Below are 14,125 nucleotides of genomic sequence, written 5' to 3'. Positions count from 1 at the left end.
ACAACGAAAATACGATTTTTATAAAAATATATTAGATGCAATGTTGTACATTTATTCTTATTTAATTTACAATGCAAAAACCTATACTCTTTTATAAAAAACAACTTGTTGAGCTTAAAGAAAATTCTTCAGAAATCATCAAAAAAATTATACGTATTCGTGTGTTTCGTTTTATTGTTTTTCTAGCTACTGTAATAAGTATTTATTATACTTTTCAACTTTCTAACATTCCTTTAATACTAGGTTTTTTAGGCTTATTGAGCTTTGTTTTTTTAGTAATAAAGCACCAAAAACTAAAAGAAGAACAAAAAATTATAAATTATAAAATAGCTATAAACACAACCGAAATTAATGTGTTAAACGGAAACTATTTTAATTTAGTTACTGGTGAAGAATTTATAAATTCTACTCATTATTTTAGTAATGATATTGATTTATTTGGTAAAGGATCTTTCTTTCAATTTATTAATAGAACAGTAACCAACGACGGTAAAATACTACTAGCTTCAACATTGGTAAGCAATACTATTTCTACTATCATAAAAAAACAAGAAGCACTACAAGAACTTTCATTAAAAGTTAAATGGCGTCAACACTTTTCAGCATTAGAAAGTTTAGTTTCTTCTAAAAAACCAACAAATACCATTACCAACTGGATTACTAATTATACCTCAAAACTACCTAAGTTTTTAGCGTTGTTTTCTAAAGTTTTTTCAATAATTTCTATAACTCTTATAATTTTATTAACTTTTAAAGTTATTACATTTTCAATAGTTTTATTTTGGTTTTTTATAGGATTAAGCATTACCAGTTTTACCTTAAAAACAACACAAAAATTATATACAGAAGCAAGTAATACTAAAGATATTTTTAAACAATATTATTTGTTATTAGAACAAATAGAAAATGAACATTTTACTACTGCTATTTTAAAAGAAAAACAAGATGAAATTGCTACAAAAAACGAAAAAGCCTCTATTATTTTTAAAAAATTCTCTAAAATTTTAGATGCTTTTGACCAGCGAAATAACATCTTGATTGCCGTAGTAGGTAACGGGCTTTTTTTATGGGACATTCAAAACGCAACTAAAACAGAGCAATGGATTGATCAATATAAAAACATTATAGAACAATGGTTTAAAACAGTAAGTTTTTTCGATGCACAAAACTCACTTGCTAATTTTGTATACAACCATCCTACCTATTCATTTCCAAATATTCAACAAGAAAAAACAAGTATTCATGCTAAAAACCTAGCACATCCATTACTAAATACTACTAAAAGAGTTGCTAATAATTTTATAATAAATAACGAACAGTTTTTTATTATTACAGGGGCTAATATGGCTGGTAAAAGTACTTTTTTGCGTACTATTTCTTTATCTATTGTTATGGCAAATTGTGGCTTGCCTGTATGTGCTGAAAACTATACGTATACACCTATAAAATTGATTACAAGTATGCGAACATCTGATTCATTAACAGACGACGAATCCTATTTTTATTCAGAATTAAAGCGTCTGAAATTTATTGTCGATAAAATAAAAACCGACAACTATTTTATTATTCTTGATGAAATTTTAAAAGGCACCAATAGTAAAGACAAAGCAATAGGTTCAAAAAAGTTTGTTGAAAAATTAAACGGTTCAAAATCTACAGGAGTTATTGCCACACACGATGTTAGTTTATGTGAATTAGCAAATGAATATTCACAAATAGAAAATTATTATTTCGATGCCGAAATTGTTAATAACGAACTTTATTTTGATTATAAAATAAAAAATGGTGTGTGTAAAAACATGAACGCTTCTTTTTTATTACAAAAAATGGAAATTATATAACTCCTTTTCAATAAAACTATGAAAAACGACGAGAAATAATTGATTCATTAATCCGTACCTTTGTTGTATGCACAAACTTGTTGATAGTTTCGGACGACAAATTAACTATGTTCGATTGGCAGTAACCGATCGTTGTAACTTACGTTGCCAATACTGTATGCCTGCACATGGTATTGATATTGTACCAAGAAAAGAACTACTTACTTATAAAGAAATGTACCGAATAATTCGAGTACTTACCGAGTTAGGTGTAAACAAAGTCCGCTTAACGGGTGGCGAACCTTTTGTAAGAAAAGATTTTATCTCTTTTTTAGAAATGTTGTCTTACAATGATTTATTGGATGATATAAACATTACTACCAACGGAGCGCTCATTTCTAAACATATCTACACAATAGAAAACCTTAAAAAAGTTAAAAACATCAATTTAAGTATTGATAGTTTGCAAGAAGAAAAATTTAAAACAATAACTAGGCGTGATGTTTTTCCTAAAGTTTATAAAACATTTGAACTGTTAGAAAAAAGTTCGTTGAGTTTAAAATTGAATGTAGTTGTACAATCTGGTTTTAACACCGATGAAATTAACGATTTTGTACAGCTTACTAAAGATAAAAACATCGCGGTTCGTTTTATTGAAGAAATGCCTTTTAATGGTAAAGGGCAACGAAACGCAAAAGAAGTTTGGAACTACAACAAAATCTTAAATGAAGTACAATCTAAGTTTACTGTTACTGAACTTCCCTCAAAAAAATCATCAACTTCTAGAAACTTTTCTATAGAGAATCATAAGGGAACTATAGGGATAATACCTGCATTCACTCGTACTATCTGTAATGATTGTAACCGAATTAGGATTACCTCAACAGGAACTTTTAAAAATTGCCTGTTTGATGATGGTGTTTTTAACCTACGTGACTTTATTAGAAATGGTGCAAGCAATGAAGACTTAAAAGCCTTGTTTTTATCGCTGATAAAAGAAAAGCCAGAAAATGGTTTTGTGGCTGAAGCAAATAGAAAAGGAAATGTAACTGAAAGTATGAGTACCATTGGAGGATAATTTCAATGTATTAAATAGATAATTTGAAAATGTAACAATTAAGTTTTTTAACGATTTAACAGTTACACTTTAACATATGATAACAGTAGAAGAAGCTAAACATATAATTTTAGAAAACACACAAGATTTCGGAATTGAAGAAATTCCATTTTTACAAGCTGTCGGAAGAGTTTTAAAGGAAGATATTGTTGCTGATAGAGATTTTCCTCCCTTCAATAGAATAGCCATGGATGGTATTGCTATTAATTATCGTTTTTTTGAACAAGGATTTCGTGATTTTAACATAGAAGGAATCCAAGCTGCTGGAAGTCCACAAAAAACACTGGATAATGCAGCCAACTGTTATGAAGTAATGACAGGAGCTGTATTACCTAATAACTGTGATACCGTAATTCGTTATGAAGATGTTGATATTAACACATTAGTAGCCACTATTACTATTGATGAAATTAAAGAAGGGCAAAACATCCACACACAGGGTTCTGATAAAAGTAAAGGTACAGTTCTAATAAAAAAGAACACGATTGTTTCCGCTGCTGAAATTGGTGTGTTAGCTACTGTAGGTAAAGCCACTGTAAAAGTTGTCAAACAACCAAAAGTAATGATTGTTTCTACTGGTGATGAATTAGTTGATGTTAATGAAAATCCGTTAGATCATCAAATTCGTAGAAGCAATGTATATACTTTAGTTTCCTTATTGAACGATTTAAAAATTCCAGCAGAAACAGCCCATATTACTGATGAAAAATCAGTTTTAAGAGAGAAAATAGAATCTTACCTAAAAAAATATGATATACTCTTATTCAGTGGGGCTGTAAGTAAGGGAAAGTTTGATTTTTTACCTGAGGTTTTAAGTGAGTTAGGCGTTCAAAAACTATTTCATAGGGTTTCGCAACGACCTGGTAAACCTTTTTGGTTTGGCACTACAGATAACTGCAACGTATTCGCTTTTCCAGGAAATCCAGTTTCAACCTTTGTAAATTGTATGGTATATTTTTACCCTTGGTATTTAAAATCGGCAGGATTACCTTCAGAAGAAAAAACAGCAATTTTAGCAGAAAATATTACTTTTAAACCTAATTTAACTTGCTTTTTACAAGTAAAACTAGAAAGTAAATTTGGGCATTTAGTCGCCTACCCAATGAAAAGAAATGGCTCAGGTGATTTAGCTAGTTTGGTAGAAGCAGATGGTTTTATCGAACTCCCAAAAACTGAAGAAACAGATTTTAAGAAAGGAAGTGTTTTTCCTATACTAACGTATCGGAGTTTTTAGTTTTAAATTCTTAATTTTAAGTTATGAAAAAGAGCCTTGTACAAGAAAAAAGTTTTCAGTTTTCACTTAAAATAATTACACTTTATAAAAAATTGTCTTCTGAAAACGAATACATAATCTCTAAGCAACTTTTAAGAAGTGGCACTTCAATAGGAGCTAATTAGGCTATTAACAGCAATTGTAAAAACATTACAGCGGAGTTTAACTAAAAATTAAAAACTTATATAAAGTGAGCAACTTTTCCCACATAAACGAACAAAACCAACCTAAAATGGTAAATGTTTCTGATAAAAAAATCACGAAACGTACCGCTATTGCTAAAGCAACTATGTTTTTAGGTTCAGAAATTGTGAGTCATTTTACCAATGATGAACTCATCACTAAAAAAGGACCTGTTTTTCAAACAGCTATCATTGCTGGAATTCAAGCAGTGAAAAAAACTTCAGATATCATCCCAATGTGTCATCCTTTGTTAATAAACGGAGTTGATATTGACATTAATATTGTAGACAATGAGCAGGTAGAGGTTTTTTGTAAAGTAACCATCGAAGGTAAAACAGGAGTAGAAATGGAAGCGCTTACGGGAGCTTCGGCAACTTGCTTAACTATTTATGATATGTGTAAAGCTATCAGTCAAAAAATGGTAATTAGAGAAGTAAAGTTAATAGAAAAAACAGGTGGAAAATCAGATATAAAAAATGGATAAGAAACACACCAAACATACAAACCTAGTTAAAAAACATACAGATAATTTTGCTCCTAATGAAATTGCAATCTTAGGAACCAAATGTGGCGTTATTGCTAATTTAGTTCATGAAGTTTCCAAAAGATTACCGAACTATAACTTAGGTTATTTTGATGCTTCACATGCTAAAGATGTTGAGCAAAATACCGTATCTGAATACACCTTTCATCATGAAGGAAACCTTCAAATAAACACAACTTCTTCTATAAATAAATACGAACAACGCTTACAGTTTTACAATCACGATTTTCTATTTATTAACGGAAATCATTATCAGGGAGCAAAACAAATTTTAATTTTAGATGATGAAAAAGAAGCATCTGTAAAGAAACGTTTAGAGCAACTAACCAACATCCAGTTTATAATTAAGTTGAATGAAGACTCAAAGTATTTTGATTGTTTAACAGAGAAGTTTTCAAACATTAAAAACATAACTTCATACACGATTAATCAGGTTGATAAAATCACAAATCATATTCAAAATTTAATTCAAGAACATATTACTCCTATAAAAGGTTTGGTATTAGTTGGGGGGAAAAGCTCTCGAATGGGTACAGATAAATCAGAACTAAATTATTTTGGAAAACCTCAAAAAGAACACCTTAAAGAGTTATTAGAAAACTGTTCTTTAGAAACCTTTTTTTCTGTTCAAAAACCTTCAAAAAAAGATAATGAAATTCACGATACCTTTTTAAACTTGGGCCCTTTTGGTGGTATTTGTTCTGCTTTTCAAAAGAACCCAAATGCAGCTTGGTTAGTATTGGCTACCGACATTCCTTTTGTAAACAAAGAGCTTATTACTTTACTTTTACAAAAAAGAAATCCTAGTAAAGTTGCTACGGCTATCAAAGGGAAAAGCAAAGAGTTCCCCGAGCCTTTAATCACTATTTACGAGCCGAAAGCTTACGGAAAACTGTTGCAATATTTAGCTCAAGGGTATTCATGCCCTCGTAAAATGTTAATCAATTCTGAAATTGAAATTATTGAAGTTGATGACCACCTTATTAGAAACATTAACACTCCTGAAGAGTTTAAAGAAGCTAAAAAAGATATTGAAAATTTGATATAACTAAAGAAACCTATGCCAAGGTTTTGGCATAGGTTTGCAAATATTCTTGCTTACTCTATATTATTATTTAAGACTTTAAATCAAACCTGTCTAAGTTCATTACCTTAACCCAAGCAGCGATAAAATCTTTTACAAACTTTTCTTTAGCATCATTACTCGCGTATACCTCAGCTAAAGCTCGTAATTCAGAATTAGACCCAAAGATTAAATCTGCTCTAGACGCTGTCCATTTTACTTCATTAGTTGCCCTATCTTTCCCTTCAAATACCAATTGTTCTTCAGAAGTAGGTTCCCAATATGTACTCATATCTAACAGGTTAACAAAGAAATCATTCGTTAATTCCCCTGGATTATTGGTTAACACTCCATTTTTTGAATTATTATAATTTGCATTTAAAGCTCTCATACCACCAACTAAAACGGTCATTTCAGGAGTAGTTAAGGTTAATAGCTGCGCTTTATCAACTAACAATTCTTCTGGTTTTAGTGTATATTTCTTTTTTTCATAGTTTCTAAAGCCATCAGCCATTGGTTCTAAAACAGCAAAAGAATTTACGTCTGTTTGCTCTTGTGTAGCATCAGTTCTACCAGGGTTAAAAGGAACTTTAATTGGAAAACCTGCTTTTTTTGCCGCCTCTTCAACCGCAGCTGAACCTCCTAAAACAATTAAGTCTGCCATAGAAACTTTTCTACTGTTAGAATCATTATTAAATTTAGACTGTATTTCCTCATAAATAGTCAAAACTTTCTTTAATTGCCCAGGATTATTACTTTCCCAATTAACTTGTGGCTCTAAACGAACACGTGCTCCATTTGCACCTCCTCTTCTATCAGAACCTCTAAAAGAAGAAGCTGATGCCCAAGCTGTTTCTATCAATTGGTTATGTGGAATCCCTGAATTTATAATTTCCTTTTTTAAAGAATTAATATCTACCTCAGTTATCAGCTTGTAAGTACGTGTAGGAATAGGATCTTGCCAAATAAACTCTTCTTCAGGAACTTCTGGTCCTAAATAGGTAGTTTTAGGACCCATATCTCTATGTGTAAGCTTAAACCAAGCCTTCGCAAAAGCTTTATCAAAAGCTAAAGGGTCTTCTAAAAACTTCTCACAAACTTTCTTATATTCTGGGTCAAACTTTAAAGCTAAATCTGAAGTTAACATCGTAGGTCTGTGTCTCTTATTTTTATCAAAAGCATCAGGAAAAACCTCTCCAACATCTTTAGCTGCCCATTGGTGTGCTCCTGCAGGGCTTTTAGTTAATTCCCATTCATTATCAAATAACGTATTTAGAAAAGCATGACTCCATCGTGTTGGTGTTGGTGTCCAAATAACCTCTAAACCAGAAGTAATGGCATCTTTTCCTTTACCCGATTTATAACTACTTCTCCATCCTAAGCCTTGTTCTTCAATACCTGCTGCTTCAGGTGAAGGTCCAACATTATCTGCTGGTCCTGCTCCATGAGTTTTTCCAAAAGTATGTCCACCTGCTATTAAAGCAACCGTTTCTTCATCATTCATTCCCATTCTACCAAATGAAATACGTATATTTTTAGCTGATGCTACTGGGTCTGGGTTTCCGTCTGGCCCTTCAGGATTTACATAAATTAATCCCATTTGCACAGCTGCTAAAGGGTTTTCAACCTCTAAATCTAACTCTCCATTTTCATTCAATCTTCTACTTTCTAACCAACCAGATTCAGACCCCCAATACACATCTTCTTGTGGTACCCAAACATCTTCTCTACCTCCAGCAAAACCAATAGTTTTTAACCCCATAGACTCTATGGCTACATTCCCTGTTAAAATCATTAAATCTGCCCAAGAAATTTTCTTCCCGTACTTTTGTTTAATAGGCCATAACAATCTTCTCGCTTTGTCTAAGTTAGCATTATCTGGCCAACTATTTTGTGGGGCAAAACGTTGAATTCCCATACGAGTGCCTCCTCTACCATCTCCCGTACGATATGTTCCTGCACTATGCCATGCCATCCGAATAAATAAAGGTCCATAGTGTCCATAATCTGCAGGCCACCAATCTTGAGAATCTGTCATTAGTTTAGTTAGGTCTGCCTTTAACGCTGCATAATCTAGCTTATTAAATTCATCAGCATAATTAAAACTTTCTCCCATCGGGTTAGATAATTCCGAGTTTTGTGCAAGTACATCTAAATCTAACTTATTGGGCCACCAATCTTTGTTTGACTTAGTTTCTGTTAACTGTTCTTTTTTATGCCCTTTGTCAAAGCCAAAAGGACAACCTCCCTTTTCTTTTTCTTCTCCATGGTTTTGTTTACCACTACAAGAAAAAAGTAAAGAAGCTGTGACTACGCTTAAAATTATTTTTTTCATTTTTAATTATTAATTGATTTTTAACAAATCTATATTTGAAATAGTTATATTTTTTAAATAATTAATAGATATAATTTATAGCGATGTAGCTTGGATTTATTCTATATTCTGAATAAAATGATAAAGCCTGCTTTTTGAGTAAACTAATTTTTAAAAAAACACCCTCTAATTATTTTTTTCATCTACTTATATATATTATTTGTATTCATTATAAAATAAACCAACATAAAATTTTATATATCAATAACTTACGATGAATATAAAAATTATATTAAAAAATGATTAGTTTTATAAAAAAATGCTGATTTGTAAAAATGAAAAAAGAAATTGTAAAACAAAATTTAAATGCATTTGAAAAACCACCCGAAAATTAGGATTGTAACATTTTCAAAAAAAATCGTCCAATCCTAAAACTAAATAACCAAAATGAACTTCAACATCCTAAACTCTGCTTCAAAACCTTCTAATTACAAAGGATTTCTTTTTGACTTAATTATTTACATTTCTGTAATGTTTTTGATTAGAGAAATATACATCCCGAAAATAGGTTTTCTTGCGAATGGACTTTTTTGGTCATTTATAACTTTGATAGTTGCAACTTGGAGAATGAAAGCAAGAAATGTTACTTGGAAAGAGTTAGGTTTACGCAAACCAAACAATGTTCTTAAAGCTCTCGGAATTTCGATTTTAATTCTTATCGCTGTAATTATTTCAATGATAATATTTGAGATTGTCAAAGACAGTTTGCCAATTTCAATTGCACCAGATACTTCATCTGAAACTGCAACTTCAAAATTTGGAAATCTAAAAGGGAATTGGTTGCTTTTTTTATCCATTATGCCTATGGTTTTATTAGAATCAATGTTGGAGGAATTATTAGATAGAGGATTTTTAATGAATTGGATTGAACGTCTTTTTTCATCAACTGCTTTTGCTACAATAATTGCAGTGGTATTACAAGCCGCAATTTTTGGATTTAGACATTCTTATGATTTTTCAGCAAGGTCACTGACTGCTGGAATTATAGGTTTGATTATGGGAATCGCTTATGTGAAATTTGGACGGAATTTATGGCCTTTAATTATTGCTCATTGTTTACTTAACACAATGTCGATGATTGATAGAATATAATTACTCGAATAAAAATGACACGCTAACAAAGAACTGAGCTAAAAAATAAATAAATTCTTCATTAAATTTGAACATTGTTGTTTTAATAGAAGAGAGAGAGGGGATTATTAATGTTGACGAAATCTAAGTTTCAACGTATATCGTAACTTTACTCTACGTTTTTTCTTTCTGATTTAAAATACTAAAATTAATGAATTGCTAACTTAACACACCTTTACAACCATTAGCAACAATCAATAAAAATATACGTAATTAAAAAACATCTATGAAACCTCTAATAAAACTCATTACATTTTTACTATTATCCTTGTCTTTATTTTTGATATCATGTTTAAAGGAAGATAAAATAGATTTGGAGCCTATTGATGAAGAGTTTAGGATCTATTCAGATAAAAACTACCCTTCAATTCCCTCTCATGAGATTGCTATTTCAAATCAAAGGTTTTTAGGAGGAGCTAATGCTAATGATGATAACAATGGTTCAAAAGATGCTCCTTGGGCAACTTTTGATAAAGCATTACAAGAATTAGCTGCTTCAAGTACTTGGTACTGTTTAAATATAGCATCTGATATTACTGTTAATTCTTTTATTGATACTAAATTTTATGGACCTGGTCCAGGAAAACCTTCTCAATTCGCTTATATAAGAAGCGCTCCTTCACTATCAACTCCTGCTAAATTAACATTGAATGCCAGAGTAGAAATAGACGGACAGGAAAATTGGCTTTGGTACGGCTTTGAAATGACTGGTTCTGAGGGAATCAATTTAGGAGAAGATACACCAACCAATCATCATACTATAAGAAACGTTGTGGGGAAAATGACTGGCTCTGGTGGAGATAATCATGGCTTTTTTCAGGCTCTAAATTATAATTCAGACTATTTTGGAATATTTAATTGTAATTTTACAGGACCAGGTGTAATTAGCGATGGTGTTCATGGTAATACAGCTGCTATCATTGCTTTTCGTGTAACACATATGCGAATAGAAAACAATGTAATCACAAATGCACCTAGACCTCTTTACTATAAGCATTCTAATCAGTCAATCAACGGCCCTGCTGATATTCATATTAAGTATAATTATCAACCTGAAACATCTACTGGTGAGTCTTGTTTTTTTGCAGGAAAAGCTGAAGGAGGTGTTTTTGAAATTACTAACAACATATTTAGCAGTGATGTAGAAATATCTAACGGAGGTGGCTCTGAACAACCTGACGGACACTTTATCTCTCATAATACTTTTTTGTCAGATTTGAAAATACAAAATGGAAACGACCCTGTTATTAATGCTACTATAGAAAATAATGTGATATTAGGTAACCTTGAGTTACTTAGGTATAAAACAAACACTAATACCAATACTTCTAATTATCAACTCCTTGGAGGTAATATTTATTATCAGTCTGAAGAATACACGTTGGCGCAATGGAAAGTAAATTCTGTTCCAGATAATCAAGACCTTAATTCAATAGCTGGTTTCCCAAGATTTTTAGACCCCATTATCAATCCTAAAAGTTATGAGTTACAAATGAATTCACCGGGAAAAGGAGCTGCTAGTAATGGTCAGGATATAGGAGCTAGAACTGATTATGTAGGAAATAAATTTTAAAACATAAGAACCTTAAGACTGGCAGCTTGCATTGTATAAAGTTAATTGCTTGTTCTCGTCTACTTCTGAAAATCCTCGAAGACTTTCAACTTTGAACAAACCTTTCGAATTAAAAATTTTAGCCAAACTTACAATCAGAAAACATATAAATCCTTAAAAGAAAAAGGATAGCTATTAGTATAACAGAAGAAAATACCTTGCAGAAAGTGTAAACGGTATTCTAAAAGATGAATTTTACTCGACCAGACCTTTGATAATGTAGCGCACGCAAAAACAGCTTCAAAAAATGCAGTTAATTTATACAACCAAATAAGATTACATGTGCCTTTCAGATTTTAAAACACCCAATATGGTATATAAATTCAATTTTAAACTGTAGCCATATTTTAGGAACGCGATTTCTGAAACGCTTAAATTCTTCCTTTTGCAGGAACTTAAAAATGACTCAATTTTGACACAGCTTTTTAATTTTTGAATAAAAAAACTGGTTCTGTGCTTATTGCACAGCTTTTGTACCAAAGGTGGGACTCGAACCCACACGCCCTTGCGAGCATCGGATTTTGAATCCGACGTGTCTACCAATTCCACCACTTTGGCTTTGATGAGTGCAAATCTATAAAATATTTCATTTAAAATATCTTTTAAACTCTTAAAATAGTTTTATTTTTGCCTCAACAACAACACTAACTATAAATATCTTTTTGTAAATGGCTACAAACCAATTAAGCCCAAAAATTTTTGCCTGTTCACAAAGTATTGAATTAGCAGAAGAAATTGCCCATGCTTACGGAACCAAACTAGGAAATGTAATTACTACACATTTTAGCGATGGTGAATTTCAACCTGCTTTTGAAGAGTCTATACGAGGAAGAAGGGTTTTCATTGTAGGGTCAACGTTTCCTTCAGCTGACAATTTAATGGAAATGTTATTAATGTGTGATGGTGCTAAACGAGCTTCTGCAAGACATATTACTGCCGTAATGCCTTATTTTGGTTGGGCTCGCCAAGACAGAAAAGACAAGCCTCGTGTGGCAATTGGTGCAAAGTTAGTTGCTAAACTATTAGAAACGGCAGGAGCAACAAGAATTATGACCATGGATTTACATGCTGATCAAATTCAAGGGTTCTTTGAAAAACCTGTAGATCATTTATTTGCGTCGACTATCTTTTTACCATATGTTAAAAGCTTAAAATTAGATAACTTAAGTATTGCTTCCCCAGATATGGGAGGTTCTAAAAGAGCATATGCGTATTCTAAATACTTAGAAAGTGATGTTGTTATTTGTTATAAACAGCGTCAAAAAGCCAATGTGATTTCACATATGGAACTTATTGGTCAAGTTGAAGGGAAGAATGTAATTCTTGTAGATGATATGATTGATACTGGAGGAACGCTTACGAAAGCAGCTGATTTAATGATGGAACGTGGTGCTAAAAGTGTACGTGCTATTTGTACACACCCAATTCTTTCTGGTAATGCATATGAAAGAATTCAAGATTCAAAACTAACAGAGCTAATCGTTTCAGATACAATTCCTTTAAAAAAGAATACCTCTAAAATAAAAGTTGTATCTTGCGCCGCTTTGTTCGCTGATGTGATGCATAAAGTTCAAGACAATACATCAATTAGCGATCAATTTTTAATGTAAATAAATTTAATAAACAAAGTAATGAAATCAATTACAATCAAAGGATCTCAAAGAGAAAGCGTAGGTAAAAAAGCAACCAAAGCCTTACGTAATGCTGGAAAGGTTCCTTGCGTATTATACGGAGGAGACAAACCAGTACATTTTTCAGCTGATGAAAAATCGTTCAAGTCATTAGTATATACTCCAGATGTATTTACTGCTACGATTGAATTAGACGGTGTAGCATACAATGCTGTATTACAAGATATACAGTTTCACCCAGTACACGATAGTATTTTACACGTAGATTTCTACCAATTATTTGATGATAGAGATGTAACAATGGATATTCCTGTACGTTTAGTAGGAGTTTCTAAAGGTGTTATGGTAGGTGGTGCTTTACGTCACAACTTACGTAAGTTAAAAGTAAAAGCGTTACCAGCTAATTTACCAGATTATATCGAAGCTGATATTACTGAGTTAGAAATTGGTAATAAGTTATATGTTACTACTTTAAAGAACGATAACTATACAATTTTACACCCAGACAACACAGTAGTTGCTCAAGTTCGTATGTCTCGTAACGCGGCAAAAGCAGCAGCTGATGTAGAAAAATAAAACTTACTTAGTTAAGTTTACAAAAAGCGTTACCATGTGTAGCGCTTTTTTTTATTTTTGCCTCATGATTTTTAGTTCCTTTTTTAAAAAAATATTTGGCTTTTCGAAAAAACAATCAACAGCTATAGAAGACAATCCGATGAAGAAATTTTTAATCGTAGGTTTAGGTAATATTGGTGAAAAATATCACAACACACGTCATAATATTGGTTTTAAAATCGCTGATGCTTTTGTAAAAGAGCACGGAGGTTCTTTTGAAACCGATAAGCTAGGTGATATTGCTAAACTTAAAATTAAAGGAAAAACAGTTATTGTTTTAAAACCTAACACTTATATGAATTTAAGTGGAAAAGCAGTTAAATACTGGATGCAAAAAGAAAATATTCAGGTAGAAAACTTACTGATTATTACTGATGATTTGAATATCGACTTCGGAAAGCTTCGTATTAAAGGAAAAGGAAGTTCTGGTGGGCACAACGGACTAAAAGATATTCAAGATAAATTTAACACAGGTGCTTATCCTCGTTTTCGCTTTGGGGTTGGTTCAGATTATTCTAAAGGACGACAAGTTGATTATGTATTAGGAGAATGGTCTACTGAAGAAGAAAGTGCTATGATTGAACGCATACCAACATCTGTTAATGCAGTTACCTCATTTATAAATGCAGGGTTAGCCAATACAATGAATGAGTTTAACGGAAAATAACTTTAAATTTTCCTAAAAAAATCAGTGTTTTTAAAGTTGTAGAATAAGTTTATTTATTCTTCCTTTGCCATTAAAAGAAAGAAAAGTATCAAAAA

12 protein-coding genes and 1 tRNA gene are annotated in these 14,125 nt (G+C 31.7%); 11 read left to right on the top strand and 2 right to left on the bottom strand.

The features are described from left to right. The first annotated feature begins 71 nt into the window (after positions 1-71). The 6 genes from ACKTSW_RS13875 to ACKTSW_RS13850 all read left to right on the top strand — a co-directional run bounded on the left by ACKTSW_RS13875 (position 72) and on the right by ACKTSW_RS13850 (position 5,985). Entirely contained in the window at positions 72-1,841 is a 1,770-nt protein-coding gene (locus ACKTSW_RS13875) for a MutS-related protein (RefSeq protein ID WP_408025847.1), read from the top strand. A 67-nt stretch (positions 1,842-1,908) separates the two neighbouring features. Then, positions 1,909-2,898, top strand: coding sequence for a GTP 3',8-cyclase MoaA (moaA, locus tag ACKTSW_RS13870; RefSeq protein WP_408025846.1), 990 nt, complete (start codon positions 1,909-1,911; stop codon positions 2,896-2,898). Positions 2,899-2,974: 76 nt separating this feature from the next. Beyond that, the gene (locus ACKTSW_RS13865) at positions 2,975-4,171 is read left to right on the top strand and encodes a molybdopterin molybdotransferase MoeA (RefSeq protein ID WP_408025845.1); all 1,197 of its coding nucleotides are present in this window, start codon (positions 2,975-2,977) and stop codon (positions 4,169-4,171) included. 23 nt (positions 4,172-4,194) lie between these two features. Continuing rightward, a complete protein-coding gene (locus ACKTSW_RS13860) occupies positions 4,195-4,335 on the top strand; it encodes a four helix bundle protein (protein WP_408025844.1) in 141 nt (46 codons plus the stop codon). 65 nt (positions 4,336-4,400) lie between these two features. Beyond that, the gene (gene moaC, locus ACKTSW_RS13855) at positions 4,401-4,877 is read left to right on the top strand and encodes a cyclic pyranopterin monophosphate synthase MoaC (RefSeq protein WP_408025843.1); all 477 of its coding nucleotides are present in this window, start codon (positions 4,401-4,403) and stop codon (positions 4,875-4,877) included. After that, positions 4,870-5,985, top strand: coding sequence for an NTP transferase domain-containing protein (locus ACKTSW_RS13850; RefSeq protein ID WP_408025842.1), 1,116 nt, complete (start codon positions 4,870-4,872; stop codon positions 5,983-5,985). The genes moaC and ACKTSW_RS13850 overlap by 8 nt, the downstream gene beginning before the upstream one ends. Before the next feature lie 67 nt (positions 5,986-6,052). On the opposite strand, the gene katG is transcribed toward ACKTSW_RS13850, so the two are convergent. Continuing rightward, positions 6,053-8,335, bottom strand: coding sequence for a catalase/peroxidase HPI (katG, locus tag ACKTSW_RS13845; RefSeq protein ID WP_408025841.1), 2,283 nt, complete (start codon positions 8,333-8,335; stop codon positions 6,053-6,055). Between the two features lie 426 nt (positions 8,336-8,761). Here katG and ACKTSW_RS13840 point away from each other — a divergent pair, with 426 nt between their 5' ends. Then, entirely contained in the window at positions 8,762-9,466 is a 705-nt protein-coding gene (locus tag ACKTSW_RS13840) for a CPBP family intramembrane glutamic endopeptidase (protein WP_408025840.1), read from the top strand. A gap of 265 nt (positions 9,467-9,731) precedes the next feature. Beyond that, on the top strand, positions 9,732-11,078 hold the full coding sequence (locus tag ACKTSW_RS13835) for a hypothetical protein (RefSeq protein WP_408025839.1): 1,347 nt from the start codon (positions 9,732-9,734) through the stop codon (positions 11,076-11,078). Positions 11,079-11,591: 513 nt separating this feature from the next. Here the strand turns inward: ACKTSW_RS13835 and ACKTSW_RS13830 are convergent. Beyond that, positions 11,592-11,675 (bottom strand) — tRNA-Leu (locus ACKTSW_RS13830). A gap of 110 nt (positions 11,676-11,785) precedes the next feature. Between ACKTSW_RS13830 and ACKTSW_RS13825 the strand changes: the two genes are divergently transcribed. The 3 genes from ACKTSW_RS13825 (at position 11,786) to pth (ending at position 14,030) form a co-directional block, all read left to right on the top strand. Beyond that, positions 11,786-12,727 (top strand): ribose-phosphate pyrophosphokinase, encoded by a 942-nt coding sequence (locus ACKTSW_RS13825; RefSeq protein ID WP_408025838.1) that lies wholly within the window; start codon positions 11,786-11,788, stop codon positions 12,725-12,727. Between the two features lie 21 nt (positions 12,728-12,748). Beyond that, on the top strand, positions 12,749-13,324 hold the full coding sequence (locus ACKTSW_RS13820; RefSeq protein WP_408025837.1) for a 50S ribosomal protein L25/general stress protein Ctc: 576 nt from the start codon (positions 12,749-12,751) through the stop codon (positions 13,322-13,324). Between the two features lie 139 nt (positions 13,325-13,463). Further along, positions 13,464-14,030 (top strand): aminoacyl-tRNA hydrolase, encoded by a 567-nt coding sequence (gene pth / locus ACKTSW_RS13815; RefSeq protein ID WP_408025836.1) that lies wholly within the window; start codon positions 13,464-13,466, stop codon positions 14,028-14,030. Positions 14,031-14,125 lie beyond the last annotated feature (95 nt).

It is taken from the genome of Tenacibaculum sediminilitoris (genome assembly GCF_964513795.1).
In the GTDB taxonomy this organism is placed as follows: domain Bacteria; phylum Bacteroidota; class Bacteroidia; order Flavobacteriales; family Flavobacteriaceae; genus Polaribacter; species Polaribacter sediminilitoris.
This window is presented reverse-complemented; position numbering and strand designations above follow the sequence as displayed.